General features: G+C 64.4%; 24 protein-coding genes and 1 pseudogene. 18 read left to right on the top strand and 7 right to left on the bottom strand.

Annotation, left to right across the window (positions count from 1 at the left end):
• Window positions 1-30 precede the first annotated feature (30 nt).
• The 4 genes from IV113_RS03455 to IV113_RS03440 are packed head-to-tail and all read left to right on the top strand — an operon-like array spanning window position 31 to window position 3,961.
• Window positions 31-1,590, top strand: a complete 1,560-nt coding sequence (locus IV113_RS03455) for a putative porin (RefSeq protein WP_291080827.1) — start codon at window positions 31-33, stop codon at window positions 1,588-1,590.
• Window positions 1,577-2,437 carry an ankyrin repeat domain-containing protein gene (locus IV113_RS03450; protein WP_291080825.1) on the top strand — a complete coding sequence of 287 codons (861 nt, stop codon included), beginning with the start codon at window positions 1,577-1,579 and terminating at the stop codon, window positions 2,435-2,437. The genes IV113_RS03455 and IV113_RS03450 overlap by 14 nt, the downstream gene beginning before the upstream one ends.
• Window positions 2,437-3,090, top strand: a complete 654-nt coding sequence (locus IV113_RS03445; RefSeq protein ID WP_291080823.1) for a hypothetical protein — start codon at window positions 2,437-2,439, stop codon at window positions 3,088-3,090. Before IV113_RS03450 ends, IV113_RS03445 begins: the two co-directional genes overlap by 1 nt.
• 13 nt (window positions 3,091-3,103) lie before the next feature.
• Complete coding sequence (locus IV113_RS03440; RefSeq protein WP_291080821.1) at window positions 3,104-3,961, top strand: DUF3047 domain-containing protein; 858 nt, start codon at window positions 3,104-3,106, stop codon at window positions 3,959-3,961.
• 24 nt (window positions 3,962-3,985) lie between these two features.
• On the opposite strand, the gene IV113_RS03435 is transcribed toward IV113_RS03440, so the two are convergent.
• The 4 genes and pseudogenes from IV113_RS03435 to IV113_RS03420 all read right to left on the bottom strand — a co-directional run bounded on the left by IV113_RS03435 (window position 3,986) and on the right by IV113_RS03420 (window position 7,213).
• Window positions 3,986-4,240: a hypothetical protein gene (locus IV113_RS03435; RefSeq protein WP_291080819.1), complete on the bottom strand. Its 255-nt coding sequence runs from the start codon at window positions 4,238-4,240 to the stop codon at window positions 3,986-3,988.
• Between the two features lie 96 nt (window positions 4,241-4,336).
• Window positions 4,337-4,417, bottom strand: a pseudogene (locus IV113_RS03430) (PEP-CTERM sorting domain-containing protein); the annotation flags it as partial.
• Window positions 4,418-4,549: 132 nt separating this feature from the next.
• Window positions 4,550-5,791, bottom strand: a complete 1,242-nt coding sequence (gene epsL, locus IV113_RS03425) for an XrtB/PEP-CTERM-associated polysaccharide biosynthesis outer membrane protein EpsL (RefSeq protein WP_291080817.1) — start codon at window positions 5,789-5,791, stop codon at window positions 4,550-4,552.
• Window positions 5,792-7,213: an undecaprenyl-phosphate glucose phosphotransferase gene (locus IV113_RS03420; RefSeq protein WP_291080815.1), complete on the bottom strand. Its 1,422-nt coding sequence runs from the start codon at window positions 7,211-7,213 to the stop codon at window positions 5,792-5,794. It abuts the gene before it with no gap.
• 224 nt (window positions 7,214-7,437) lie between these two features.
• Between IV113_RS03420 and IV113_RS03415 the strand changes: the two genes are divergently transcribed.
• The 6 genes from IV113_RS03415 to IV113_RS03390 all read left to right on the top strand — a co-directional run bounded on the left by IV113_RS03415 (window position 7,438) and on the right by IV113_RS03390 (window position 13,994).
• Entirely contained in the window at window positions 7,438-8,922 is a 1,485-nt protein-coding gene (locus IV113_RS03415; RefSeq protein WP_291080813.1) for a mannose-1-phosphate guanylyltransferase/mannose-6-phosphate isomerase, read from the top strand.
• A 129-nt stretch (window positions 8,923-9,051) separates the two neighbouring features.
• Entirely contained in the window at window positions 9,052-9,831 is a 780-nt protein-coding gene (locus tag IV113_RS03410) for a DsbC family protein (protein WP_291080811.1), read from the top strand.
• Window positions 9,832-9,985: 154 nt separating this feature from the next.
• Window positions 9,986-11,533 carry an alkaline phosphatase PhoX gene (locus IV113_RS03405; RefSeq protein WP_291080809.1) on the top strand — a complete coding sequence of 516 codons (1,548 nt, stop codon included), beginning with the start codon at window positions 9,986-9,988 and terminating at the stop codon, window positions 11,531-11,533.
• A gap of 26 nt (window positions 11,534-11,559) precedes the next feature.
• Window positions 11,560-12,135: a PEP-CTERM sorting domain-containing protein gene (locus IV113_RS03400; protein ID WP_291080807.1), complete on the top strand. Its 576-nt coding sequence runs from the start codon at window positions 11,560-11,562 to the stop codon at window positions 12,133-12,135.
• 200 nt (window positions 12,136-12,335) lie between these two features.
• Window positions 12,336-13,007, top strand: coding sequence for a lamin tail domain-containing protein (locus tag IV113_RS03395; RefSeq protein WP_291080805.1), 672 nt, complete (start codon window positions 12,336-12,338; stop codon window positions 13,005-13,007).
• Between the two features lie 18 nt (window positions 13,008-13,025).
• Window positions 13,026-13,994, top strand: coding sequence for an SdiA-regulated domain-containing protein (locus tag IV113_RS03390; protein ID WP_291080803.1), 969 nt, complete (start codon window positions 13,026-13,028; stop codon window positions 13,992-13,994).
• A gap of 117 nt (window positions 13,995-14,111) precedes the next feature.
• Here IV113_RS03390 and IV113_RS03385 read toward each other — a convergent pair whose 3' ends face one another.
• Window positions 14,112-14,351, bottom strand: coding sequence for a DUF2798 domain-containing protein (locus tag IV113_RS03385; RefSeq protein WP_291080801.1), 240 nt, complete (start codon window positions 14,349-14,351; stop codon window positions 14,112-14,114).
• A 245-nt stretch (window positions 14,352-14,596) separates the two neighbouring features.
• Between IV113_RS03385 and IV113_RS03380 the strand changes: the two genes are divergently transcribed.
• The 5 genes from IV113_RS03380 to IV113_RS03360 all read left to right on the top strand — a co-directional run bounded on the left by IV113_RS03380 (window position 14,597) and on the right by IV113_RS03360 (window position 21,797).
• Complete coding sequence (locus IV113_RS03380) at window positions 14,597-15,079, top strand: hemerythrin domain-containing protein (RefSeq protein WP_291080799.1); 483 nt, start codon at window positions 14,597-14,599, stop codon at window positions 15,077-15,079.
• Window positions 15,080-15,115: 36 nt separating this feature from the next.
• Window positions 15,116-17,527 carry a catalase gene (locus IV113_RS03375; RefSeq protein ID WP_291080797.1) on the top strand — a complete coding sequence of 804 codons (2,412 nt, stop codon included), beginning with the start codon at window positions 15,116-15,118 and terminating at the stop codon, window positions 17,525-17,527.
• Between the two features lie 38 nt (window positions 17,528-17,565).
• Window positions 17,566-17,982: a CBS domain-containing protein gene (locus IV113_RS03370; RefSeq protein ID WP_291080795.1), complete on the top strand. Its 417-nt coding sequence runs from the start codon at window positions 17,566-17,568 to the stop codon at window positions 17,980-17,982.
• Window positions 17,983-18,351: 369 nt separating this feature from the next.
• The gene (gene ligD / locus IV113_RS03365; RefSeq protein ID WP_291080793.1) at window positions 18,352-20,919 is read left to right on the top strand and encodes a DNA ligase D; all 2,568 of its coding nucleotides are present in this window, start codon (window positions 18,352-18,354) and stop codon (window positions 20,917-20,919) included.
• Entirely contained in the window at window positions 20,916-21,797 is an 882-nt protein-coding gene (locus IV113_RS03360; RefSeq protein ID WP_291080790.1) for a Ku protein, read from the top strand. The genes ligD and IV113_RS03360 overlap by 4 nt, the downstream gene beginning before the upstream one ends.
• 18 nt (window positions 21,798-21,815) lie before the next feature.
• Here IV113_RS03360 and IV113_RS03355 read toward each other — a convergent pair whose 3' ends face one another.
• The gene (locus tag IV113_RS03355) at window positions 21,816-22,556 is read right to left on the bottom strand and encodes a Crp/Fnr family transcriptional regulator (protein ID WP_291080788.1); all 741 of its coding nucleotides are present in this window, start codon (window positions 22,554-22,556) and stop codon (window positions 21,816-21,818) included.
• 754 nt (window positions 22,557-23,310) lie between these two features.
• Between IV113_RS03355 and IV113_RS03350 the strand changes: the two genes are divergently transcribed.
• The 3 genes from IV113_RS03350 (at window position 23,311) to IV113_RS03340 (ending at window position 25,525) form a co-directional block, all read left to right on the top strand.
• Entirely contained in the window at window positions 23,311-24,750 is a 1,440-nt protein-coding gene (locus IV113_RS03350; protein WP_291080786.1) for a sigma-54 dependent transcriptional regulator, read from the top strand.
• 192 nt (window positions 24,751-24,942) lie between these two features.
• The gene (locus IV113_RS03345) at window positions 24,943-25,215 is read left to right on the top strand and encodes a hypothetical protein (RefSeq protein ID WP_291080784.1); all 273 of its coding nucleotides are present in this window, start codon (window positions 24,943-24,945) and stop codon (window positions 25,213-25,215) included.
• Between the two features lies 1 nt (window position 25,216).
• The gene (locus tag IV113_RS03340; protein ID WP_291080782.1) at window positions 25,217-25,525 is read left to right on the top strand and encodes a hypothetical protein; all 309 of its coding nucleotides are present in this window, start codon (window positions 25,217-25,219) and stop codon (window positions 25,523-25,525) included.
• A gap of 33 nt (window positions 25,526-25,558) precedes the next feature.
• Here IV113_RS03340 and IV113_RS03335 read toward each other — a convergent pair whose 3' ends face one another.
• Window positions 25,559-26,017, bottom strand: a complete 459-nt coding sequence (locus IV113_RS03335; protein WP_291080780.1) for a PA2169 family four-helix-bundle protein — start codon at window positions 26,015-26,017, stop codon at window positions 25,559-25,561.
• Window positions 26,018-26,099 lie beyond the last annotated feature (82 nt).

Raw genomic sequence — 26,099 nt, 5'->3', positions numbered from 1 at the left:
ATTCAAACACCGCCCCTTGCGAGACATCCCATGAAACGACCTTTGCACCACGCCATGCGCCAAGTGACCCTGGCTGCCTTGATCACCGTTGGCCTCGGTGCCGCCCAGGCCGACGAGCGAGAAGATCTCGAGACGCTCAAGCAGACCACGATCAACCTCATCCAGGCACTGGTGCAGCAAGGTGTGTTGCCGGCCGACAAGGCCGATGCGCTGGTCAAACAAGCCGAGGCCAAGGCCAAGGCCTCGGTGGCCGAGGCCAAGAAGACCGAGCAGTCCACCGTGCGCGTGCAATTTGTGCCCGAGTCCGTGCGCAAGCAGATCGCTGACGAGGTGCGCGAAGAGGTGGTGGCCCAGGCCAAGGCCGAGCGCTGGGGCGACGTGAACGCCGTGCCGGAGTGGGTGGACCGGTTCAAGTTCGAGGGCGACCTGCGCTTGGGTCTGCAGCGCGACATGTTCTCCCAATCCAATGCGCCCGAGGTGTTCTTCCAGGTGCAAGGCCAGGACATCGACAACACCCTTGAAGACCGCGACCGCGCCCGCCTGCGTGCCCGCTTCGGCTTCACCGCGCGCGTCACCCCCGACATCACGGCCGGCTTGCGCCTGGCCACCGGCAGCCAGTTCGAACCGGTGTCGACCAACCAGACACTGGGCAACTTCAACAACAAGTCCAACTTCTCGCTCGATCGCGCTTTCCTCAAAGGCCGCTCACAGGACTTCCTGCCGTGGCTGACCACCACGGCCGGGCGCATGCCCAATCCGTTTTTCAGCACCGACCTGGTGTGGGACGACGACCTGAACCTGGACGGTCTGGCGCTGCAGTACGAAGACCCCACGGCGTCGGCCCGGGTATGGCGACCGTTCGCCACCTTGGGCCTGTTTCCGCTGCAGGAGGTGCAGCGCTCGCTCAGCAACGAGGCCAAGAGCAAGTGGCTGATCGGTGCGCAGGGCGGTGTGGAATGGGTGCCGAGCAACGACCTGCGTGCCAAGGTGGGTCTGGGCGTGTACGACTACCGCAACATCAGCGGTGTGCGCAATGCCTTCAACAGCACCACCACCAACGAGACCGCGCCCGACTACCGGCAGAAGGGCAACACGCTCTTCAACATCGACAACGACGGCAATCCCAACACCAATCTGTACGGGCTGGCTGCCGACTACCAGGTGCTCAACCTCACCGGCGCGGTGGACTTCAACCTCTACAACCCGGTTCACCTGATCGTCAGTGGCGACTATGTGCGCAACATCGGCTTCAGCAGCAGCAAGGCGCTCGCGCGCTCCGGCCTGACTGTGACGCCGCAGACCACCGGCTACATGGTGCGGGTCGCGGTGGGCATGCCCGCCATGCTGCTCAAGAACGACTGGCAGCTCTCGCTGGCCTACCGCTACCTGGAAGCCGATGCCACGCTGGATGCCTTCAACGATTCCGACTTCCACCTGGGTGGCACCAACAACAAGGGCTTCATCGTGGGTGCGCAGTACGGTCTGAGCCGCAACACCTGGATCAACGCACGCTGGCTTTCCAGCCGCGAGATCAGGGGTCTGCCGTTGTCGATCAACACCTTGCAGGTGTACCTCAATGCGAAGTTCTGACCTGGTGACCCACGTCGGGCGGGCATGGCTTGTCGGCGCGGTGTGTGTCGCTCTGGTGGGCTGCGCGCGGCACGCGCCCGATCAGCTCGCGCTGCGCGATCGCATCGAGCAGGGCGCCCTCACGCCCGAAGACAGCGAGCGTTACCCAACCTCCGAGCGGCAGCGGCAGGCGGCCGTGGCCAGCGCCAACGACCCCATGGTCCGTCTGGCCAGCGGGATCGACCAGCAACTCATCGGCGCAGCCGGTCGGGCCGACGTGGTGGCCTTGCGCCAGCTCATCAAGGACGGCGCGCAGGTGAATGCGGTGGACGAATGGGGCAACACCGCCTTGCTGCTGGCCGCGCGTGAAGGGGATGTGGAGACCGCGCGTGCGCTGCTGCGCGCGGGCGCCGATGTGGACGGACGCGGTGGACCACTCACGCCGCTGGGTCAAGCGGCGCTGCGCGGCCACACGCACATGGCGCGTCTGCTGCTGCGATCCGGTGCGCGGGTGGACGCGAGTGGGCTGAACGAACACACGCCCCTGATGAACGCGGCCAAGCTCAACCACCCCGAGGTGGTCGGCCTGCTGCTCAAAGCGGGCGCGAACACGCGGGTGAAGGACCGCACCGGTGCCGGCCTGCTGCTGGTGACCATCAACGACAACCTGCCCGAGGTGCTGGCGGTGTTGCTCCGCCATGGGCTGGATCCGAACCAACCCGATGCCGATGGCCTCACGCCTTTGTATTGGGCCCACCAGCTCAAACGCGAAACGCTGGCCCAGCAGCTCGTGCAGGCAGGCGCCCAAGGCGATCGGCCGCGCGTGGTTTTGCGTGCCAGCCGTCCCTATCCCAAGGAGGATTTCTGATGTTGCCCACCGTCATGCGTGCCCTGCTGTTCGCGCTGCTTTCCACCAGTCTGGCGTTGCCCGCGATGGCGCAGGAAGACAAACGGGCCAGCCGCGAGCGTGAGGCTTTGCGCCGCGCCCAGCAGCAGGTGCAGAAATCCACTCAAGACCTGAGCGCGCTGCAGCAGAAATTTGACGCGGCCGAACTGGAGCGCACCAAACTGACCGAGGAGGTGGGTGGCGCACAGAGCCGCGCCCAAAACGAATCGGCGAGAGCCCAGCGCTTGCAACGCGACCTGAAGACCGCGACCAGCGAACGCGATGCGCTGCAGGCGCGCAACGCCGAGCAGGAGCGCAAGCTGCAGGAACTCACCGCCAAGCTCGCGCAACTGGATCGCGACCTGGCCAGCGCACGGCAACGCGGCCAGCAGCTCGACACCCAGGGTGCCGGGCTTCGCGAGCAGGTGGCGGCCTGCGAGGTTCGCAACACGCAGCTGTACGCCACGGGCCGCTCGCTGATCGAACAATGCCGCGACCGCAGCGCCAAGGACACCGTTCTGCGCCTGGAGCCCTTCACCGGCATGAGCCGCGTGGGCATCGAGAACATGCTGGAGACGCACCGCGACAAGCTCGACGAGCACAAGACGCCGGCCGCCAGCCGCGCGGCCCCCTGAGACCTGCAGGCCCATGCATGGCACACCCGCTTCCCTGATGCGCGTGGGGTGCCTGCGGTGGGTGTCCGCCGTGGCACTCACCCTGCTGGCCGGTTGTGCGTCGTTGCCGAACGACAATTCGGACGAAGCCGACGACGCCGCGCAACACGCCTTGCGAGAGGCTGAGGCCGCCGAACTGGCCGGGTCGGCCTGGGCCAGAGCCAGCCAGAGCCTGGGCAACGAGACCACGGGCACCTGGGTGCATCGGCGCTACGGCAATCACAGGCCGACCCGCTACCAATCCACCGTGCACGAGGGGCGCGTGGCGGTGCATGCGAGCAGCGACGCCGGCAACAGCACCTTGCGCCTTCGCCTGCCCGCTGATGGCCAGCCCGCACCTGCTCGCCTGGCGTTCTCGTGGTTCGTGCCCGCGCTCAACGAAAAGGCCGACCTGCGGGACCAGGACATCGACGACGCGGTGGTGCGGGTGATCGTCACCTTCGACGGCGACCGTGATCGCCTGAGCATGCGGGACAACATGCTGTCGGAGCTGGCGAACCTGGTCACGGGCGAGCCTCTGCCGTTCGCCACGCTCATGTACGTGTGGGACCACCGCTACCCCGTGGGCAGCGTGATTCCCAACCCACACACCCAGCGCATCCGCAAGCTGGTGATCGACTCGGGGCCGGGGCGGCTCAACCAGTGGGTCGACCACGAACGCGACATCGAGGCCGACTACCGTCTGGTGTTCGGCGAACTGCCCGGCCCCGTGACGGCCGTGGGGGTGATGACCGACTCCAACAACACCGGTGAGCGGGTCAGTGCATGGTTCGGTCCGTTGGTGCTGTCGCCGCTTCGTTCTGACGCAGGGGTGGCAGCTCGACGGGACTGAATGGAACTCACCGGGCCCACAGGTTCAGGCGCTGTGAAGTTCCGCAGCATGCACCGACAGATCCAGCAACCGACCTTTGCTGCTGTAGTAGCGGTCCAGTCGCCACTCCGACAGAATTTCAAGCGCCAGTTCGAACTGCGAGTAGTTCAAGGTGTAGAGCTGGTTCAGGGGAAATGCCTGGTTGGATTCCAGCGCAATCACCAGCGCAGACAGCACTTTGGCACTGGGGCTCTCGGGGTTGGTTTGAATGAGTTTGCGGACTTTCTTGACAGCAAGCATGGGGACTCCTCTGAGAACAAGGGGGATGCATTGTGCGGAGCGGGGCTCCTGTCTCCCGTTTGTATGCTAACAGGGTAAACCCTTATCTGTACCCGCTCACGCCGACCGGTTCTTGCGGCGGCGTGCGACAGCCCCCATCAAGCCCAGACCGGCCAACAGCATGGCGTAGGTTTCTGGCTCGGCCTAACAAACAGGAAGACGGGAAGACATGGTCTTGCTTGTAAGTTTGCTTACGTTTTGTTGCGTGGGTGCTTGCATGCGCCCGGCACCGAATTGATCCGTTTGGAGGGGCCCGAGGCCGCGCTGTCGTCACTGGTTCGTGAAGACACTCACACCCACCACCGCCTGCGTGCTCGAAAACGCCAGCCCGGGCCGGTTGCTGCGGCGTTGCGTGTGCTGCACCGAGGCGTTGAGTGCGACGTTGCGGGTGGCGTTCCAGCGCAGGCCCAGCGACGCGTCGCGGGTGGTGTCGCGCTGAGGGTCGGGGCGCTGCCCGGGAGGCGGGCCCAGGAACCGGCGGCGCGATTCGCTCACGCTGGCTTGCAGGCTGGTTCGTGCCGCGATCTGCCAGACGTGGGAAGCGGTGATGCGGTCGGTGCGTGCGTGGCTGGCGTTGGTGGTCTGGTAGCTGGAGAGATCGGAAGCCCACTGCAGCGTCCACTGGGTCTTGGCGGTGGCGGCCCAGCGCAGCGAGAGCGCCGAGTTGGTGCCGCTGTAGTCGCGGGTGGCCAGGCGTGCGTGTGTGCGATCGATTCGCACCAGGCTGAGGTCGGCGGTGGCCTTCTCGGTTAGCAGCCACCGGACGTCGAGCACCTGCTCGCGTTGATTGAAATCCGGATCGCTCAGCGGGGCGGGAAGCGCCGCGCCCGTGGTGGTGTTGCCGCTGCCGTTTCGCAACCTCGCGGTGACCGAGCTGCCCGAGCGCGCGTCAAAGCGCAGCCCCACGTCGGCCGATCTGGACACGTAGCTGTCTTCCCCGACCAGGGGTTGCTCGTTCTGGTGGCGAGTGCTCTGGACGCCCGCGACCAGCCGCCAGACGCCGTCCAGCTCGTAGAGCGCATCGAAGCCTTCATGGCGGCGAACGCGTTGGTTGCCGCGCGTGAGGACGCTGGTGTCATCAAAGCTGTTGACGCTTTCATCGCGTTCGGCGGTCAGGGTCCCGCGAAAGCGCGGCGTGAGGGCCCAGCGCCAGGTGACGTCGTAGTTGGTGGCGAGCAGGTTCAGGCGGCTGTAGGTGCGGTAACGGTAGTCCATCAGGCTGACATCCAGTTCCAGTCGCTGAAGGCTGTAGTTGTGCGCATAGCTCATGCCCAGCGTGCTGATGCCGACGCTTTCGGCCGCGCTGGGGCGTCCCAGCACGGTCTGCGGATCCACCCCGTCGGGCAAGCGAAAGAGGTTGTCGTCGCGCTGCAGCGAATAGCCCGCCCGAAGGGTCAGGCCGTCGGTTTCCTGGGCGGTGGCCGTGCCCAGGGCGCCGCAGGCCAGCAGTGCGGGTACCCAGATGGTCCGGCAGACACCGAGCGGCCGGAGGCGATGCGTGGGGTGTTTCATTCAATAAGCCTGCTGGTCGCGGAACACCAGGCGGATGGTCTTGAGGATGATCAACACGTCGAGCTTGAGCGACCAGTTGCGCAGGTAGTCGAGGTCGCGCTCGATGCGCCCCTCCATCTTTTCCAGGGTGTCGGTCTCGCCGCGAAAGCCGTTGACCTGGGCCCAGCCGGTGATGCCCGGCCTGACCTTGTGACGCACCATGTAACCCTTGATGAGCTTGCGGTAGAGCTCGTTGTGCGCCACGGCGTGCGGGCGCGGCCCCACGATGCTCATGCGCCCCTGCAGCACGTTGATGAACTGGGGCAGTTCGTCGAGCGAGGTCTTGCGCAGGACAGCGCCCAGGGCGGTGATGCGCTTGTCGTCGCGTTGCGCCTGGCGGACTTCGGGGCCGTCTTCGGCCACCGTCATCGAGCGGAACTTGTAGACAACGATCTCTTCACCGTCCTGGCCGTAGCGGCGCTGCTTGAAGATCACGGGCCCGGGCGAGCCGAGCTTGACCGCGGTTGCGATCGCCAGCAGCACCGGCGCCAGTGCCAGCAGGATGAACGACGAGAGCACCACATCGCTGCCTCGTTTGAGCGCGCCGTTGATGCCGTGAAAGGGTGTGTCGCAGACCGAGATGACGGGGACACCACACAGCACGGTGGGCTTGCTCTGAATGAGGTCAGTCACGAACATGTCGGGCACGAAATAGATCGACGCCGTGGTGTCCTTGAGGTCATCGAGAATCTTCAGGATGCGTGGCTGCGAGGCCATGGGCAGCGAGATGTAGATCAGGCTGATGCGTTGGCTGTTGATCACTTCGACCAGGTGATCGAAGCGGCCCAGCAGGGTGAACCGGTCGCCCGCTTCCAACCGCTCGCGACTGCGGTCGTCCACGAAGCCGACCACCTCGATGTTGTTGAATCGGGTGGCCGCGAGGTTGCTGGCGAGTGCCAGACCCTGGTGGTTCATCCCCACCACGAGTGCACGCTCCGCAGGACCCTGCAGGCGCACCAGCGTCGGTGCTGTCCAGCGCAGCAGCATCCAGGCCGCGAAGTCGACCACGGGCGTGACAGCCAGCCAGGTGAGGATCACGTCCAGCGGGAAGATGCGCACATAGCCGGTCACCCAGCCCGCGGCAAACAGCAGGCCCATCGTCGTGATCCAGCTGAGCAGCAGGTCGACAAACGTGGCCTGTGCCGACAGGTTGAGGCGCGATGGTCCTGGATAGGTGAGCGCGAACACCGCCAAGCCGAGCAGGAAGTACTCCGTGTGGATGCCCCCGTCCATGCCCATGGCCAGCGCCCACAGGCAGCTCACGCCCATCAGGGGGCTCAGTGATGTCTCGAGTGCGTGCAACAGGCTGCCCCGGCTGGACGCGCCTTGTGCGCCGCGTGCAATGGTGCCGGAGGGGGGGGCTGAGGAAGTTGTGTGGTTCAAGGGCGCTCCCTCGGTACAGCGGACGTTCGCAACGGACGGGAATCCAGGTCTCTGTCGTCAACGACGGCAGAATCCGAGCAGGCAGTTTGAAGGCCGTATGTGACACCTTGAATTCGGTCGCGCGACATGCGGGCTGGTCCAAACGGCCCATGCCGCTGTGGACGCCCTTGTCATCAAGCACACACGCGGAGGTCCTAGATTGGCGGATTTCGACGGATCTCCCCATGACCTCCATTTCTGTCTTGCCCGTGGTGCTCTCGGGTGGCTCCGGGACCCGCCTGTGGCCGCTGTCCCGCGACCAGTTTCCAAAGCAGCTGCTGTCCCTCATCGGCACCGATTCGCTGTTGCAGGCCACGCTGCGGCGGGTGGACGATCTGCCGCGCATGAACGTGGCCCCCGCGCTGATCGTCTGCGGTGAGGACTACCGTTTCGTGATCGCCGAACAGCTGTTGCAGATGAAGCGACCGGGCCGGATCGTGCTGGAACCCATGGGGCGCAACACCGCGCCCGCCATGGCCCTGGCGGCACTCCAGGCAATGGAGGATCACGAAGACCCCGTGCTTCTGGTGATGCCGGCCGACCACATCGTGCAGGACACCGCGGCCTTCTGCCGAGCCATCCAGATGGCTGTTCCGATGGCCATGTCTGGCGCCATGGTGACCTTTGGTGTCCATCCGACTTCCGCTGAAACGGCTTACGGCTACATCCAGTGTGGGGAGGCGCTGACCGCCTCGGAACAGGGGGAGGCCGGGATCGCCTGGACGATCCAACGATTCACCGAGAAGCCCGACAGTGCGACAGCCGAGCGGCTGCTGCGCTCAGGCGATCATTTGTGGAACGCCGGCTTGTTCATGGTGCGCGCTTCGGTGTGGTTGTCCGCGCTGCGCATCTGCCGGCCCGACATGGCCTCGGCGGTGCAGGCCGCATGGAGCGCGCGCAGCGCCGACCAGGATTTCGTGCGTGTGCCCGCCGCGCTCTTTGCCGCCTGCCCGAGCGACTCCATCGACTACGCGGTGATGGAGCGTTTGGCGGGTGACGGCCCTCGTGACCCGGCACTGCCCGCCGGCGTGGTGGTCAGGCTGGATGCCGGCTGGTCCGATGTGGGGGCGTGGAACGCGGTCTGGCAGGCCATGGCCAAGGACGCACAAGGCAATGCGGTGGCGGGTGACGTGCTCATGGTGGATTCGCACAATTCACTGGTGTTGTCGCAGCGTCGCCTGGTCAGTTGCTGCGGCGTGGACGATCTGGTGGTGGTGGAAACCGCCGATGCGGTCCTGGTGATGCACAAGGACCGCGCGCAGGACGTCAAGCAGGTGGTGGACCGCCTCAAGCGCGAGGGCCGGGGCGAATGGCAGACCCATCGCAAGGTTCACCGTCCCTGGGGCTGGTACGACAGCGTGGATGCGGGAGCGCGTTTCCAGGTCAAACGCATCCTGGTGAAGCCCGGTGCGTCCTTGTCGCTGCAAATGCACCACCACCGTGCTGAACACTGGATCGTGGTGAAGGGGACCGCCCAGGTCACCTGTGGTGAGCGGCAGTTCCTGCTCACCGAGAACGAGTCCACCTACATTCCCCTGGGCAAGGTGCACCGGCTGGAGAACCCGGGCCGCTTCGATCTGGAGATGATCGAAGTCCAGTCGGGTTCGTACCTGGGCGAAGACGACATCGTGCGGTTCGAAGACGTGTACGGACGCAGCCCGGTGGTTTGACATGGGCCGTTCGGCCCATGGCCACCATCCGTTTGGACCATGGCGCTGCCGCGGTCTTCGAGCGGGTGTCACATCGGCGGAGCAGCATTCAGCCACCGCTCGCTTGTGAGCTCCCACCCGATCCGCACCATGAACTTTTCTTCCTTCCATTGCAGAACGCGGTGGGCCGCGCTCTGCGGCGCTGCACTGGCCTGCGCGTCCCTTCTCATGGCGGCGCCCGCCACGGCACAGACCGTTGCGCCAGACACCCAGGCGCTCTCCGCCATCGTCGAGCGCCTGGTGGGCGCCAAGGTGGAGTCGATCGCGCCGTCCCCGGTGGCGGGACTTTTTGAAGTCATCGTCAAGGGCAACATCCTCTACATCGACTCCACCGGCACCCACCTCGTGGACGGGCAGGTGCTGGAGGTGGCCACCCGAACATCGGTGACAGCCAGGCGCAAGCAAGAGCATGAAATTGCGACCACACCGGTGATGGACATCGCCCAACTCAACCTGGCCGATGCCATCAAGACCGTCAAGGGCCGCGAGATGCCGGGGCGTGTGCTGGTCACGTTTGAAGATCCGCGCTGCGGGTTCTGCAAGCGGCTGCATCAAACGCTCAGTGACGTTCCCGATCTGGTGCTCTACACCTTTCCGGTCTCGTTCCTGGGGCCCCAATCGCGTGCGATGAACGAAGCGATCTGGTGCGCGTCGGACCGCAGCAAAGCCTGGAACGACGTGATGAGGGACATACCTCCTTCGCTGGATGGGTCCAAGTGCGACCTGCACGCGCTGGATCGCAACAGCGAACTGGCCAGCAAATACCGCGTGGCCGGCACACCCACGCTCTTCACCGCCGGTGGCGTTCGGATTGACGGTGCTGTGGGTGCGCCAGCGATCGAACAGGCGCTCAACGCCAGCGTCCGTTGAGCACGTGAGGGGCGCTTCAGCATGAGCCGATCGGCTCATGCAGTGTGAAATCCTGTTAAAGAGCGGGTCCAAACGACATCGGGCATGTCACTGCGGTTTCAACACGCCACATCAAGCTTGTGGCTGTTTTCAACCCACAGAAAGAGTCAGTCCCATGTCCGACCAAACACCCGAACTCTCCCGCCGCCATCTGCTGATCGGCGGAGGCGCTGCGGCCATCACCGCAGCGTTCACCGGTCCCGTCACCGCGATGGCCAGCACCATCGACCAAGGCTACAACACCAACTGCGCGCCGGCCGATGCTTCCTCACTGATGACCAGCCCCTACGGCCCCACGGCGCCAGTGAAAGACCTGACCACCGGCCTGCCCCTGATCGAGCTGCCCGCTGGCTTCACCTACAAGAGCTACGGCTGGCGCGGCGACATCATGAGCGACGGCTTGCCAACGCCGGGTGCGCACGACGGCATGGGTGTGGTGGTGTCGCGCCGTGTGGGTCGCAGCAACGAGATCATCCTCGTGCGCAACCACGAGCAGTCGCTGTCCACCAACGTGAACAACATCATCGGCAACGGCCGCGCCAACGTGGCCAAGTACGACACCGGCCTCACGGGCGGCAGCTACCAGATCGGTGGCAACACCAACCTGGTGTTCCGCGACGGCAACTGGGTGGAGAGCTACGCATCTTTCGGTGGCATCTACCGCCCCTGCGCAGGGGGTTCGTCGAGCTGGGGCAGCTGGCTCAGCAACGAGGAAATCGGCAGCAACAGCATCAGCTCCACCGGCAAGAAGCACGGCTACATCTTTGAAATTCCGGCCGACACCAGCGAGAACGCGGCCAACGTGAACCCCATCATTGCCATGGGCCGCATGGCGCACGAGGCCAGCGCGCTCGACCTCGACACCGGCTACTGGTACCTCACCGAAGATCAAGGCAGCGCGAACACCCTGTACCGCTTCTTGCCCAACAACATCGAGGGTGGTCTGGGCTCGCTGCACGAAGGCGGCCGCATGCAAGGTCTGGCCGTGACCGGTCAGCCAGGTGCCGATCTGCGCTATCCCACGCTGTGCCAGGAATTCCAGTGCGAATGGGTTGAAGTGGCCGATCCCGATGCGGACCGCGCTTCCATCAGCACCACCATCGGATCGGTGACGGGCAGCGGCCCTTTCCGTGGCGCCTATGCCAACGGAGGCGCCATCTTCGGCGCCAACGAAGGTTGCTGGGTTGCCAACGGCGTGGTGTTCTTCACCGACAAGGCCACCAGCTCCGCCACCGCCACCGCCCCTGCCCGCGCCGGCGTGATCTGGTCGCTGGACCTGGCCACCATGGTGCTCAAGGCCATCTTCGTGAGCCGCGATCGTGTCGTGGGCAACTCGCCCGACAACATCTGCATCAGCCCACGCGGTGGCTTGCTGTTCAACGAAGACGGTGGCGACGGCAGCCCCACCAGCGCCCCCATCGCCTCGCAACACCTCAAGGTGCTGGCGCCCAACGGCCGCAGCTACATCTTCGCCAAGAACAACTACAACTTCACGCGCGCCCAGCTCGACGCGGTGGGCAAGACGGGTGCCAGCAGTGGCAACCAGCTCAACACCGAATGGGCCGGCAGCGTGTTCAGCCCCGATGGCCGTGTGCTGTTCGTGAACATCTACACCGGCGTCACGCTGGCCATCACCGGCCCGTGGACCAAGGGCACCCTTTGAACCCTCTCACCAGAAAAACGAACACCATGAACAAACACCTTCTCGCCCTGGTTGCGGCGGCCTCGCTGGCTGGTCTTGCTCCCGCCCAAGCTGCCACCTTTACCGGTGTTGTCGGCAGCACCTCAGCCGACGTTGCCGACTTCAGCACCGATGGCCTGATCTCCTTCGACATCGACTTCTCCTCGCTCACCTCGGCCACGCTGGGCTACACGATCGACGACGCCGATGTGCTGGGCGGCCTGTCCTTCAACGCTGTGCTGCGCAACTACACGGGCGGGGGCATCGGCCGCTACACGTTCGGCCTGAGCTCGGGCAGCTTCGGCGACCTGGGCACCGTGACGCGCCAGTTCGGTTACAGCAGCAGCATTGCGTTCAATGGCGCAGATGCCATCGTGACGTTTTCGCCACTGGAGTTTCTGGACGTTGAGATCGGTGACCCGCTGGGCCATGGTGGTGTGAACTGGACCATTGCGGGTCTGAATGTGGGCGACACCCTGAACATCACCGTGACGTCGGCCGTGCCGGAGCCCGAGACCCTGGCCATGCTGCTCAGCGGCCTGGGCATGGTGGGCTGGATCACGCGCCGCCGCCGCAAGGCCTGAGTTCAAACACGGAGCACGGGTGCCTCGCGCGTTCGCGGCTCGTTGGCCCCTTCTCCGGGTCTCCGGTCGTTGTCCATTCGGACCATGCCGGTGAGGGAACCTTGTCAAACCGCCGTTGCACACCCTGCTTAGCCTAAGGGGGTCAAGCACGGCGGTTTTTCGCCATTTCATTTCATCCCATCCCCCCAGCAAAGGCCCCCATGTCGCTGCGTTCCGCACTCTCCCTGTCCACCGTGTTTTCTGCGCTTGTCCTGACGGCCACCGCCGCCACCGCCCAGGTCCGCATCACCGAAGTCGCGCCCTGGAGCAGCGGCAACTCCGTGGTCTCCGCTGACTGGTTCGAGTTGACCAACTTTGGCAATGCCGCCGTCAACATCGCGGGCTGGAAGGTGGACGACAGCTCCAACGCGTTTGCCTCGGCCATCAACCTCTCCGGCGTGTCCACCATCGGCGCTGGTCAGTCGGTGATCTTCATTGAAGGTTCCGCAGCCACCGCCAGCAGCTTCCGGAGCAACTGGTTCGGCTCCCCGTCCTTCGCGGGCGTGGTGGTGGGCACCTACAGCGGCGCGGGCATCGGCCTGGGCACGGGTGGTGACTCGCTGAACATCTTCAACGCCGCGGGCGCACTGCAGGCCCGTGTGGACTTTGGCGCCTCCGACGCCTCGTCACCTTTCCAGACCTTCGACAACTCGGCAGGCCTGAACAATGTGTTGCTCGGCACGCTCAGCACGGCTGGCACCAACGGCGCATTCGTGATCGCTTCCGGCCTGGAGATCGGCTCACCCTCGCTGGTACCCGAGCCCGAGACCTATGCGATGTTGTTGGCAGGCCTGGGTCTGATCGGTGCGGCCACCCGCCGCCGCAAGGCTTGAACGTCACCTGGAACACCCATGAAACTCGTCTCCATCCTGCTGACCGCCACGTGCGCGCTCGGCTTCAATGCTTTCGCGGCCAGCAGCATCAATCTGTCGGCTTATCAGGTCACGGGCAACTACACGCTTGACGCCAATCCGGGCAACGGGGTCTCTGGCCTTGAGGCTTCTGCCGTCACGTTCGCGCGCGACCGTGGCACGAACGGAACCCTGTTCTTCGTGGGTGATGAAGGCACCGGTGTGGTCGAAATATCGCTCACCGGCCAGACGTTGAGCAGCATGTCGTTCAGTGGTGGCACCAACCTCGGCTGGCCCACCACCAGCAGCAACCGGGATTCTGAAGGCCTGACGTACCTGGGCAACGGTGTTCTGGTGGTGGCCGAAGAGCGCTTGCAGGACGCTTTCAGGTTCGGCTATGTGGCGGGCGGCAGCATCAACCTGGCCACCGCGCCGTCGGCCTCGATCGGCAGCGGCAGCGTGGGCAACAACGGCCTCGAAGGCCTTTCGTACGACCCCCGCAACGGCAGCTTCGTGTCGGTGAAGCAGGCTGTACCCCAAGGCGTGTTGGGCGGCACGCTGAACTTCGCCACGGGTGCGTCCACCATGGGTGCCTTGTTCGATCCGGCGCTGCTGGGCGTGGTCAGCCTGTCCGACGTGCAGACGCTCTCACCCGTCACGGCGCTGGCCGGCACCGACGGTGCCGACAACCTGCTGATCCTGAGCCTGGACTCGCGCAAGCTGCTTGAGGTGACCCGCAGCGGTCAGGTGCTCAGCAGCCTGGACTTGTCGGGCATCACCTCGCAGGCCATTGAAGGCGTGACCGTGGACGATCTGGGCAACCTGTATCTGGTCGCTGAAGACTCGGGAACCGGGAATTCGCGGCTGTTCGTGCTGGCGGCGCCCGTGCCGGAGCCAGAGACCTACGCCATGTTGCTGGCCGGTCTGGTCTTGATGGGGGCCACCGCACAGCGGCGTCGCCGCAAGTGAGCGGGTCGCCCGGGTGAGCCATGGCGCACCCGGGCGTCCGACGCCCCCGTGTTTACGAAGGCATCCTTGTCATCCCAAGGTGCAGCCGCATCCGAGGGGCGTGGCCAAGCGCATCGGTCACCGCAAGGGTGGCGCCTGCACCGTCTTCTTCACCAGCAAGACGACAAGGGGTCTGAAGATCACCACGCAGGTGAAGGCGACCGGGAATGCAACCGCGTAGGCATGAAGCACACGTGAGAAGAACCCCGCGGCCACGCCCGTGTTGATGGCCGTCAGCACAGCACTCATCACGAAGGCAATGATCCCGGCCATGTAGGCGGCGAACGCGATGCCGGTGAGCTTGTGGGGCAGTTTCATGGGGTTACATCGTAGTGGCTGGGGATTCTGGCGATTGTAAAAACCCGCCGCGTGCCGGCTCGTTCAGAAAAATTTGCGGCAAAGGGAAGGGCCGACGCCAGGGCTCGCCCCCGGTGCTCGGACCTCACCGGGAGGGTGATCAGGCACACGGCTTGCCACCGAGCCGTGCGCCAGGTTGCAACACGACCGACGCAAATCACCCGATTCCCTTACCCCCACCACACACACCGATCCAGGAGATCCCAATGGCCACCATTCGCCAAGAAGCAGACGCATGCACCTTGCTCGATTCCGACCACAAGGCGGTCAAGAAAATGTTCAAAGCCTATGAAGAACTCGTGGGCTCCAAGGCCCGCGGCGTGGACCAGAAGAAGCTCGATCTGGCGCACCAGATCTGCCATGAGCTGACCGTTCACGCCACCATCGAGGAAGAAATTTTCTATCCCGCCTTGCGCGCGGCGCTCAAAGACACCGACCTGCTGGCCGAGGCCGAGGTGGAGCACGCCAGCGCCAAAGACCTCATCGCGCAGATCGGGTCCATGGAGCAAGCCGACGAGATGTTTGACGCCAAGGTCAAGGTGCTCGGTGAATACATCGACCACCACGTCAAGGAAGAGCGCAACGAGATGTTCCCCAAGGCGAGGGCTGCACGTGAACTCGACCTGGTGGCCATGCGAGAGGAACTGATGGCACGCAAGGAAGCGCTCATGGGCGTGGAAGTGGCCTGACGGCCTGTCGATAGACCCCATTTCAGGAGCCTCACCGTGCCCAGATCCAGCAACACCGATTCCCGTGGCGACTCCAAGGGCGCCAACAGTGCCGCCAAAGCCGCCACCCGCAACACCGACAGTGCACCTTCCAAGGTCGAGGCAGCGGGCGATCAGGCGTCTGCCAAAGCCGTGCAGACCGGACACCTTGCCGAATCCATGCCCTTCAACCCGAACAAGGCTGGGGAGCATGGTTTCCAGAATGGTGTCTCGCCCGCGCCTGGCGCCACTGTGGAGCCGGAATCGCGACTCCCCTCGGGCAGCACGCTGTCTGAGGAGAATCACTCCGAGAAGACGGGTGGTGTGGCGACCGAAGGCGTGAACTGGACCATCGAATCGCTCGACCGCGTGCGGGTGGATTCTTCCGGGCAGATGCTCACGACCAACCAGGGCGTGCCCATCGCTGACAACCAGAACTCGCTGAAATACGGCGTGCGGGGTCCGGTGCTGCTGGAAGACTTCATCCTGCGCGAGAAGCTCACGCACTTTGACCACGAGCGCATCCCGGAGCGCATCGTGCATGCACGCGGCTCGGGTGCGCACGGTTTCTTCGAGTGCTACGAACCGCTGACCGACATCACCAAGGCTGCGCCCTTCAAGGAAGCGGGCAAGGTCACGCCGGTGTTCGTGCGGTTTTCCACCGTGCAGGGCGAGCGGGGCTCGAAGGATACCGCGCGCGATGTGCGGGGCTTTGCGGTGAAGTTCTACACCGACGAGGGCAACTGGGATCTGGTGGGCAACAACATGCCGGTGTTCTTCATCCAGGACGCCATGAAGTTCCCGGACCTGGTGCACGCGGTGAAGCCCGAGCCGCATCACCAGATGCCTCAGGCCGCCAGCGCTCACGACACCTTCTGGGACTTCGTCTCGCTCATGCCCGAGTCGACGCACATGCTGATGTGGGCGATGTCCGATCGCGGGATTCCGCGCAGCTATGCCACCATGCAGGGGTTTGGCGTGCACACCTTCCGCATGGTCAACGAGGCGGGTGATTCCGTTTTCGTGAAGTTCCACTGGAACCCGATCTACGGCACGCACTCGCTGGTGTGGGACGAGGCGGTGAAGATCTCCGGTGCCGATCCGGATTACCACCGTCGCGACCTCTGGGAGCGCATTGAATCCGGCGCATTCCCCGAGTGGGAACTGGGCCTTCAGGTGTTCACCGAAGAACAGGCCGACGAGTTCAGCTTCGACATCCTGGACGCAACCAAGATCATTCCCGAAGAACTGGTCCCTGTGCGGCCGGTGGGGCGCATGGTGCTCAACCGCAACCCCGACAACTTCTTTGCCGAGACCGAGCAGGTGGCGTTCTGCACGGCGCACATCGTGCCCGGGCTGGATTTCTCGAACGATCCCTTGTTGGCGGGGCGCATCCATTCCTATGTCGACACGCAGATCACCCGGCTCGGTGGTCCCAACTTCCACGAGATTCCCATCAACTCCCCCCTGGCGCCGGTGCACAACAACCAGCGCGACGGCATGCACCGTCAAGCCATTCACCGGGGCCGCGCCAACTACGAACCCAATTCGCTGGGAGGTGGTTGCCCGTTCCAGGCCGGCGCCCAGCAAGGCTTCGTGTCGGTTCCAGCGCGCATCCAAGCCAAGGAAGAGCAGGGGAAGGTGCGCGCCAAGCCCGAGAAGTTTGCCGACCACTACACCCAGGCCACGCTCTTCTTCGAGAGCCAGAGCGCGGTGGAGCAGGCGCACATCGCTGCCGCCTTCCGCTTCGAGCTGTCCAAGGTGACGGTGCCTGCCATTCGGGAGCGCATGATCTCTTCACTGCGCAATGCCTCCGAGAAGTTGGCGGCCCAAGTGGCCGAGGGCCTGGGCATGGCGCAGATGCCACCGCCCATGCCCCGGGCGCTGGACAACCCGGCCAAGCCCGAAGTGAGCAAGTCGCCCACGCTGTCGCTGCTGGCCCGTCCGGGCGATGGTTCGATCAAAGCCAGGAAGGTGGCGATTCTGGTGGCCGACGGGGTCGAAGGCCAAAGCGTCATGAACGTGCACGCGGCGCTCTTCGCACAAGGTGCCGTGCCGCGCTTCGTGGCCCCACGCATCGGGCCCGTGACCACCAGTGACGGCGTGGCCATCGACGCCGACGCGTCCCTGGAAAACGAGCCGGGCTTCCTGTTCGACTCGCTGGTGCTGCCGGACGGAGATGCTGGGGTTGCCGCTTTGGCGCGCGACGGCCATACGATGGAGTTCATCCGCGATCAGCACCGCCACTGCAAGGCCATCATGGTGATGCCTGCGTCGATGAGCTTGCTCGATGCGGCGGGCGTGGCTGTGGTGTTGCCGTCGGGGGACCCCGATCCGGGCATCGTGACGGACGCCGGCGTGGATGCCTTCATTCAGGCCATGGCGAAACACCGCCACCCCGAACGCGAAACCGACCCGCCGGCGGTGTAAGGCACCAAGCCGCAATCAGCTGTTCCAAGGAGACGAACATGCAGCAAATGAAAGACGTGATGAGTCGCGACGTTCAGGTGATCAGCCCGGACGCGACGCTGCGGGATGCCGCCGCGATGATGCGCGACGAAGGCTTCGGGATGCTCCCCGTGAGCGAGAACGACCGGATGATCGGCGCGGTGACGGACCGCGACATCGCGGTGCGTGCCGTCGCCGAGGGCATGGGCTGCGACACCCTGGTTCGTGAAGTGATGTCCAAAGAGGTGGTCTGGGCCTACGAGGACGAACCCGTGGATGAAGGCGCCAAAAAGATGAGCATGTGCCAGATCCGGCGATTGCCGGTGGTGAATGCCGACAAGCGCCTGGTCGGGATCGTGTCGCTCGGGGACTTTGCCGTGGAGGTGAATGACCTCGAGGTGACGGCCAAGGCGCTGGTGGGCATTTCGAGGCCGTAGCGGAGCACGCGAGGTGGGCATGGGCGTGTCGTGTGACAGGCACCTGAATTGCCCGCCTCGTGTTTCCAACGCTGTTGTTGGGCAACCAGGAGGACTCTCTATGCACGCCACTGCCACTTTCAGAGCTTGTCTTTGCGCGGTGCTGGTCGCGGCATCCGGATCACTGCTGACCGCGTGCGACCGCAACCCCTCGGACCCACCGAGGCCCACCACCGGGGATGACACCGTTCGTCCGCCCGCTGCCACCCCGATGCCGCCGGCGAGCTCGCCGGACGGAACCGCTACCCCGCCTCGAAGCGGCACGGGAACGCAGTGACGAACGGGTAAGGAGGGTCGCAAACCCGGGCTCGCCGTTTGCCCCGCAAGGGCATGGCCCCCACACTCCGGCGAACACACGCCAAGCCCTCCCAGCCGCTGCAATCGCAGGAGCTGCTGCAGCCCTACACGTCCAAGCGCAACTTCTCCGTCACACCCGAGCCTGCGGGTGAGGCGGTCACGGCGTCCGACGCCTTGGGCTTTGTGGTGCAGAAGCACTGGGCCAGTCACCTGCATTACGACTTCCGCCTGGAGCTCGATGGCGTGATGAAGAGTTGGGCCGTGCCCAAGGGACCGAGCCTGGATCCGTCGGTCAAGCGCATGGCCGTGGAGGTGGAAGACCATCCGGTCGCCTATGCCGCCTTCGAAGGCACCATTCCTGCCGGTCAATACGGCGCGGGCCGCGTCATCGTGTGGGACAAGGGCCTGTGGCAGCCGCTGGGCGATCCGATGGAGGGGCTTCGCAAGGGAAGTCTGAAGTTCGATCTCGTGGGCCACAAACTACAAGGGCGCTGGGCATTGGTGCGCATGAAGGGCAACGAGGCCAAGCCCGCCTGGCTTCTGTTGAAAGAGCGTGATGCGTTTGCCCGGGACGAGCGGGAATACAGCGTTGTCGAGGCTGCGCCGGACAGCGTGTCTTCCGCAGCGGCCACCACCCCTGCCGTGAAGCCGAAAAAGAGCAAGGCCGGCAATGCCTCCGCTCAGCCGACCTTGCCCTCAAAGGCTGTGGCCAGCGAACTGCCAGACAAGTTGTCGCCCCAACTGGCCACCCGGGTCGAGCGGCCGCCGACCGACGACGCCGACTGGATGTACGAGATCAAGTTCGACGGCTACCGCATGCTGGCCCGCATCGACGGCGGGGCGGTGAAGCTGTTCACCCGAAACGGACACGACTGGACCTCGCGCCTGAAGCCCTTGCACGACGCCTTGGTGGGCATGGCTTTGCCCAATGGGTGGTACGACGGCGAAATCGTGGTTCCCGGCGCCAAAGGCCTGCCCGATTTCGGCGCCCTGCAGCAGTCGTTCGACAACGGACGCACGTCCGACGTGGTGTTTTATCTGTTTGATCTGCCTTTTGTGGATGGACACGATCTCAGGGCTGCTCCTTTGGTTGAGCGTCGGGAAGTTCTGGAGCGTGTGCTGGCACGCTCGCCGGTGCGTGAGGTGCAGTTCAGCGCCGCGTTTGACGGAGCGGCGGACACGGTGTTGCTCTCGGCCTGCCGACTCGGGCTTGAAGGGGTGATCGCCAAGCGCAAGGGCTCTACCTACCGCACCACGCGCAGCACCGACTGGCTGAAGCTCAAGTGCGGCCAGCGTCAGGAGTTCGTGATCGGTGGCTACACCGAAGGCAAGGGTGCCCGCACCGGCTTTGGCGCATTGCTGCTGGGCGTTTTCAATGAGCAGGGTGAGTTGCGCCACGTGGGCAACGTGGGCACCGGCTTCAGCACCAAGACACTCACCAGCCTGCGTCGCCGCATGGAGCCTCTCACCCGGCCGTCCAGCCCTTTCGCCACGCGACCGACCTTGGTCGGCAAGGCGCACTGGATCGAGCCCACGCTGGTGGCAGAAGTCACTTTTTCCGATTGGACCCACGACGGGCACGTTCGCCATGGTGTGTTTGTGGGGTTGCGCGAAGACAAACCCGCCCACACCGTGGAACGGGAGTTGCCGCAACCGGCAGATCCCCCTGCGCCAACCCCCAGACCCGACAAAGCTCCCGTGCCTGCCAAAGCCCCCACCTCATCGCGCCCGGTGCGCATCAGCCACCCTGAACGCGTCATCGACGCCACCACCGGCGCGACCAAACTCGATCTGTTCCAGCACTACGAAGCGGTGGCCGCCTTGATGATCGAGCACGTCAAGCAGCGCCCGGTTGCGCTGCTGCGGGCGCCCGAGGGCATCGATGGTGAGATGTTCTTCCAGAAGCACCTCACCAACCCGCTGCCCGGCATCACGCAACTCGAGCTCACGTCGTCACCCGGCAAGGCACCCTGGATCGCCGTGGACCAACGTGAAGGGCTGTTGTCGGCCGCGCAATGGAATGTGGTCGAGTTCCATACCCAGAACGCGGTGGTCAAGAGCTTCGAGAAACCCAATCGCCTGGTGTTCGATCTGGACCCGGGGGAGGGTGTTGGCTGGGAGCAAGTGCAGGAGGCGGCGCTGCTCACGCAATCGCTCCTTGAGCAGTTGGGCCTGACGTGTTTTTTGAAGACCAGCGGCGGCAAGGGCCTGCACGTGGTCGTGCCCATTCGTCTGCAACACACCTGGGACGAGGCCAAGGGTTTCTCGCAGGCGGTGGTGCAACACATGAGCCAGGTCATTCCGCAGCGATTCGTCGCCAGGAGCGGTCCGAAGAACCGGGTGGGCAAGATTTTTGTTGACTACCTGCGCAACGGTCGCGGCGCCACCACGGTGAGTGCCTGGTCTGCGCGAGCGCGGGCTGGGCTGGGCGTCTCGGTGCCGGTGGAGTGGGGCGAGCTGGCCTCGCTGCGCGGTGGGGACCACTGGAACATCCGCAGCGTGCAGGAGCGTCTGCCCACGGGCAATGCGCCGTGGAGCGGTTACGCCCGCTCGGCGCGCGCCCTCACATCCGCCATGAAAAAATTGGGGTACACACCATGAGTCCACGCGTGATCTGGAAAGGCGCCATCAGCTTTGGACTCGTCCATGTGCCGGTGGCGGTGTACCCGGCGTCGCAAGACGCCGGCATCGACTTCGACTGGCTCGACCGGCGCTCGATGGACCCGGTGGGCTACCAGCGCATCAACAAGCGCACCGGCAAGCCCATCACCGGCGACGATGTGGTCAAGGGCATCCAGCAGGACGATGGCGAGTACGTGCTCATCAGCGACGAGCAGATCAAGGCCGCGCTCCCCAACTCCACCCAAACCATCGAGATCGAGGCCTTCGTCACCGCGGCCGAGATTCCTTTCCTGCTGCTGGAGAAGCCGTATTACCTGGAGCCGATCGGCAAGGGCGAGAAGGTTTACGCGCTGCTGCGCGAAGCCATGTTCGAAGCCGGGGTGATCGGCATTTCGCGCGTGGTGATGCACACCAAGGAACACCTGGCGGCGCTGATTCCCATGGGGTCTGCGTTGGTGCTCAACACCATCCGCTGGGCCAGCGAGATCCGCCCGGTGGACCAGCTGAAGCTGCCGCCCGCGGGCAAGACCGCGGCGGGCGTGAAGGCGGCCGAACTGAAGCTGGCCACCCAGTTGATCAGCGACATGATCCAGCCCTGGGACGCGCAGCAGTACGAGAACCGGTTCGTCAACGCCGTGCAGGCGTTGGTGGACCAGAAGCTGGCGTCAGGCGACACGAAATCCGTCACGCCCGTGGAAGACGCGCCGCAAAATGCCGCGCCGTCCAATGTCGTCGACCTCACCCAACTGCTGGCGCGCAGCCTGGCGCAGCGCAAGGAGAAACCCGAACCACCCAGTGCAGCTGCGACGCCGAAACGCCGCGCCGCAACCAAGGCCGCCAACAAGCGGCGCGCTTGAGTGGGTGGATGGGAGACGCTAAGCGGCGACCTCCAGGCACTGCTGGCAAGCTGCCATCGGCAGCAGGCGCTGGTATTCGTCGCGCAGCAGGGCGTAGCACTCACAGGCTTGTTCTTCCAGGCCTTCCCGGTCGAGCACTTCGACATGACCGCGGGCATATCGAATCAGACCGAGCTTCTGAAGCGTCCCCGCACCCTCCGTGACGCCTTCGCGCCGCACGCCCAGTCGAGCGGCGATCTGCTCCTGCGTCATGAGCACCTCGGCGCTGGTGGTGCGGTCGGCCTGTTGCAGCAGGCAGACCGCAACCTGCTGCGTGATCAGGTGGTGCCGCGTGCAAATCGCACGCTGCGACGTCTGTGTGAGCAATGCCTGGGTGTAGTGCAGCAGGATGCGCATGGTCGAGCCGGCCAGATTGAACTCATGCTTGAGCACGCCTGCCGGCAGACGCCAGGCCTCGCCCGCGGTCATCACCAGGGCGCTGCCGCAGGTGGATCCACCACTCATGAAGAGGCACACGCCCAGCATGCCGTCATTGCCCACCAGCGCTGATTCTGCGCAGGCACCGCTTTCTGTCACGTGCATCATGGAAACGATGGCCGTGGTGGGGAAATAGGCGTGTGACATGGTTTCGCCCGGCGCATACAAAGGTTGATGTCGATGGAGCTCCACACGTTCCACATAGGGCTGCAAGCGCAACCATTCAACCTTCCCGAGGGCGGCAAGCAGGCGGTTGTCGAAGGGGCTGGAGTGTTGTGACATATGGGTTTCCTGTGGGGTAGGGAGATGCCCTTGTTTGACTTTTCGCGAGGGGCTCCTGCGTGTGGCAATCGAGGTGCCAACAGCGGCGACCTTTCAGCGGATCGTGCGCGGGCACGCAAGTTGCCGCGATATGGGCCCCCTCCCCAACTCAACCGCGTGCCCGTGGACATCTCCGTGTTCGTGGTCACTGGAGAACACCATGACCATCGGGTTTTTGCACGCCCAGCGCGTGCCCGGTTCACCGACGGACCAGGAAGCGATGTTCTTCCCCGCGCGAATGGACCATTCACCAGACGTGCCGTCACCCACTCCCGGTGTTCCTTCTCCCACACCACCTTTTCCCGAGGCACCGCCAGAGCTGCCGACGGAGTTGCCTCCCGATGTGAACGATCCACCGGTGTCACCCGAACATGCACCCGTTCAGGAGCCACCCAGCACACCTGGGCAAATCATCGTGGGAATGGCCCGATGGACTTGAAAAACTGTCGGTAATATTTGCCGCCCCCTCCTTCAAACGTCTGGGTTGGTGCGCTGGCGCACATCAGCCAGTGCCGGCTCGCCCTATCATCAAAGAGCTCGTTGCCGCGCTCTGAGGATTCAGAAATCGTGCGGAAAGTGGCATCATGTCGCTTCGCTTGAAGGGCGGTAGGGTCGGGGCCAACGGAACAGTCTGCAAGCTGCGGCTTGCGCGCCCGTCCACTTTGCCGCCGGCTGTGCGGCGGGTCGCCTTGAAAACTTCCAGATTGGTGAATGCATGACTCACGCCTTGATCGTCGAGGACGATGTGGATTCGGCCGCGTCGCTCAAGGCGTTGATCGCCAGCGAAGGCCTCACGGTGTCCACCGCCTCCAACTTGTTGGATGCGCGCAAACAGCTCGCGCTTCAACAGCCCGACATCGTGCTGCTCGATCTGCGCCTGCCCGACGGGAGCGGCATGGACCTGTTCAAGGATCCTGAGCTCCTGTCCAATTCCGAGGTGGTGCTCATCACCGGCCACGCGAGTCTGGAAACGTCCATTCTTGCGCTGCGTCTGGGTGCGGTGGACTACATCGTCAAACCCATCAACCTCAAGCATCTGCAAGGCGTGCTCTCGCGCGTGACGAAGCCTGCCGTGCTTCAGGCCGAAGTGGCAGATTTGACGGAAAAACTTGCCAGCGACGGGCATTTCGGGCAGCTCTGGGGGCGCGCTCCCAACATGAGACGCGTGTATGAGCAGATTTCCCGTGTGGCGGGCACCGGCGTCACCGTGTTCATCACGGGGGAAAGTGGAACCGGCAAGGAAGTGGTTGCCCAGACCATTCACGAGCTGAGCCGCCGGCGCAAGATGCCGTTCCTGGCGGTCAACTGCGGAGCGATCTCGCCCAACCTGATCGAAAGTGAAATCTTTGGCCACGAGAAGGGCAGCTTCACGGGCGCCGAGCGCCAACACCAGGGCTTCTTCGAACGTGCCGCGGGCGGCACCCTGTTTCTGGATGAAATAACGGAAATGCCCCTGGACCTGCAGGTGAAGCTCTTGCGTGTGCTGGAGACCGGGCGTTTCATGCGGGTGGGCGCCACCCAGACCCAGGAGACCGACGTGCGCATCGTCGCCGCCACCAACCGACCTCCGGCACAAGCGGTGGCCAACGGGCGCCTGCGCGAAGACCTGATGTATCGACTCAATGTGTTTCCCATCGAGTTGCCGCCGCTGCGTGAGCGACTCTCGGACGTGGGTCTGCTGGCAGAGCACTTTCTGCGCATGGTCAGCACGCAGGAGGGCAAGAGCAAGACCTTCACACCCGAGGCGCTCGAGCAACTCGCCCGCTACCCATGGCCAGGCAATGTGAGGGAGCTGCGCAACGCGGTGTACCGGGCTTACGTGATGTCGCTGGACTCACACATTGACGCACAGTGGCTGCCCCGGCAGGTGGACGATCATGCCCATGTCCCGGCCGCCACACCGGTGCCCGTGGAGGTGAGCACGCGCGAGCCCGAGCCCGCACCCGCCGAGCCGCGCGCGCAGGGCGATTCGATCGTCATCTCGATGGGGGTGACGCTCGCCGAGGCGGAGCAGACCATCATTCTGGCCACGCTTCGCCACTACCGGCATCAAAAGGAGCGCACGGCGGCGGCATTGGGGATCAGTTTGAAGACGCTTTACAACCGTCTCAAACAGTACACGGCCGACAAAGGTACCGAGGGCGGCGAAGGCTGAGATTTCCTCGATCGGGGCTTGGTCCCGGCATGCCGATTGCCGTGACAAAGGGTCTCCGGGGATGGCCCAAGCGCCGCCCCCGCGAGATTCTTTTCCTTCACGTCCTTTTAGGAGACCGCAATGGCTGACAGCACAACTCGCCCCACCCCGATGGGCTCATCAGATTTCTCCCGGCCCGCTGGACAAACCTCAGTGGAAGGCCAGGGCAAGGACATCCTGAACCGTGTGACCGATAGTGCACACAGCGCTGTGGATCGCTTCGCAGACAAGGCCGGCCCGGCAGTGCAGAAACTGGAGTCGGGCGTTGCCCACGCAAGCGAAGCCTTGCATGAACAGGCACAACATTTGCGCGAACGCGGCGATGAGTGGACGCAGAGCGTGCGCGAGACGGTGCGTCAGCATCCGTTGTCGTCTGTTCTGCTGGCCTTCGCTGTCGGTGCGCTTGTGGCGCGCGTGACCCGTTGAGATGACCGAGAAGAAACTCAGCGCTCTGGAGTGCGCCAGTGTGGAAGAAGTGGTGTGCCAGGCCACCCGCAAAGATCAGCCTGGTTCGGAGTCCCCGCCCTGCGCGCTGCTGGATCCTCACGCCCCTCTGGCCACCGTGCCACCCTCCCCGGTTGTTCCCGAGGAGGGTGGCACGGCGCTCCCAAGTCCGGGGGTGGAAGACGAATCGGCCGACCCGGTGGGCGATGGCCACAGCGATGCGGAACTGGCCGCCGAACAGCCGAAGCGGGAACGACCACCTCAACCCCGCGAAGGCCCTTCACGGCGTTGAGAGGGTGAAACCGGCCAAGGCCGGCAAGATCGGTCAGTGGCTGCTCTCGCGCGCACGGTTGCGCAAGTTGCGCATCTGATCGTGGTTTTCCTTGACCCCCTGGTACTGGCGCTCCACCACGGCGCGAACGTCCGAAGGCAGGTCCTCATCACGCAGGGCATCGCGGTACGCGTCCAATGCAGCGTCTTCGCCGCGCTCTGCTTCTTCCAGCATTTTCAGATCGGAATAGCCCGCCAAGGTGCCTTTGACCGCGACCCAGCCGCGGTGCAGAGAGCCTGCCGTGGAGCCTTCGGTTTCCGCCTTGCCACCGTACTGGATCACCAGGGTTTGAAGTTCCGAGGCAGCCCGGGCGCAGCTGCCAGCCCTCGTCAGAAAGAGCTCCTTGATCTGACTGGTTTGAGCGTGCTCGGCGCAGAGTCGAAAACCATACTCACCATCTTTCGAAGTTTCGATCAGTGAGTTCAGTGTTTTGATCACGTCTTTGTTGTCCATGACATTCCTTTGAAGGTTGGGGTAGAAACCGGGCCTGTCAGCCGGCTGTCTGGTCGTGTTCGACCCTCCTTCAATGGGCACA

The organism is Hydrogenophaga sp., from assembly GCF_018780385.1.
In the GTDB taxonomy this organism is placed as follows: Bacteria; Pseudomonadota; Gammaproteobacteria; order Burkholderiales; family Burkholderiaceae_C; genus Hydrogenophaga.
This window is presented reverse-complemented; position numbering and strand designations above follow the sequence as displayed.

What these genes read in the sequence shown, in the direction of transcription:
- IV113_RS03455 (WP_291080827.1), top strand. Translation starts at nt 31, where the DNA reads ATGAAACGACCTTTGCACCACGCCATGCGCCAAGTGACCCTGGCTGCC.
- IV113_RS03450 (WP_291080825.1), top strand. Translation starts at nt 1,577, where the DNA reads ATGCGAAGTTCTGACCTGGTGACCCACGTCGGGCGGGCATGGCTTGTC.
- IV113_RS03445 (WP_291080823.1), top strand. Translation starts at nt 2,437, where the DNA reads ATGTTGCCCACCGTCATGCGTGCCCTGCTGTTCGCGCTGCTTTCCACC.
- IV113_RS03440 (WP_291080821.1), top strand. Translation starts at nt 3,104, where the DNA reads ATGCATGGCACACCCGCTTCCCTGATGCGCGTGGGGTGCCTGCGGTGG.
- IV113_RS03435 (WP_291080819.1), bottom strand. Translation starts at nt 4,240, where the DNA reads ATGCTTGCTGTCAAGAAAGTCCGCAAACTCATTCAAACCAACCCCGAG.
- epsL (WP_291080817.1), bottom strand. Translation starts at nt 5,791, where the DNA reads ATGAAACACCCCACGCATCGCCTCCGGCCGCTCGGTGTCTGCCGGACC.
- IV113_RS03415 (WP_291080813.1), top strand. Translation starts at nt 7,438, where the DNA reads ATGACCTCCATTTCTGTCTTGCCCGTGGTGCTCTCGGGTGGCTCCGGG.
- IV113_RS03410 (WP_291080811.1), top strand. Translation starts at nt 9,052, where the DNA reads ATGAACTTTTCTTCCTTCCATTGCAGAACGCGGTGGGCCGCGCTCTGC.
- IV113_RS03405 (WP_291080809.1), top strand. Translation starts at nt 9,986, where the DNA reads ATGTCCGACCAAACACCCGAACTCTCCCGCCGCCATCTGCTGATCGGC.
- IV113_RS03400 (WP_291080807.1), top strand. Translation starts at nt 11,560, where the DNA reads ATGAACAAACACCTTCTCGCCCTGGTTGCGGCGGCCTCGCTGGCTGGT.
- IV113_RS03395 (WP_291080805.1), top strand. Translation starts at nt 12,336, where the DNA reads ATGTCGCTGCGTTCCGCACTCTCCCTGTCCACCGTGTTTTCTGCGCTT.
- IV113_RS03390 (WP_291080803.1), top strand. Translation starts at nt 13,026, where the DNA reads ATGAAACTCGTCTCCATCCTGCTGACCGCCACGTGCGCGCTCGGCTTC.
- IV113_RS03385 (WP_291080801.1), bottom strand. Translation starts at nt 14,351, where the DNA reads ATGAAACTGCCCCACAAGCTCACCGGCATCGCGTTCGCCGCCTACATG.
- IV113_RS03380 (WP_291080799.1), top strand. Translation starts at nt 14,597, where the DNA reads ATGGCCACCATTCGCCAAGAAGCAGACGCATGCACCTTGCTCGATTCC.
- IV113_RS03370 (WP_291080795.1), top strand. Translation starts at nt 17,566, where the DNA reads ATGCAGCAAATGAAAGACGTGATGAGTCGCGACGTTCAGGTGATCAGC.
- ligD (WP_291080793.1), top strand. Translation starts at nt 18,352, where the DNA reads ATGGCCCCCACACTCCGGCGAACACACGCCAAGCCCTCCCAGCCGCTG.
- IV113_RS03360 (WP_291080790.1), top strand. Translation starts at nt 20,916, where the DNA reads ATGAGTCCACGCGTGATCTGGAAAGGCGCCATCAGCTTTGGACTCGTC.
- IV113_RS03355 (WP_291080788.1), bottom strand. Translation starts at nt 22,556, where the DNA reads ATGTCACAACACTCCAGCCCCTTCGACAACCGCCTGCTTGCCGCCCTC.
- IV113_RS03350 (WP_291080786.1), top strand. Translation starts at nt 23,311, where the DNA reads ATGACTCACGCCTTGATCGTCGAGGACGATGTGGATTCGGCCGCGTCG.
- IV113_RS03340 (WP_291080782.1), top strand. Translation starts at nt 25,217, where the DNA reads ATGACCGAGAAGAAACTCAGCGCTCTGGAGTGCGCCAGTGTGGAAGAA.
- IV113_RS03335 (WP_291080780.1), bottom strand. Translation starts at nt 26,017, where the DNA reads ATGGACAACAAAGACGTGATCAAAACACTGAACTCACTGATCGAAACT.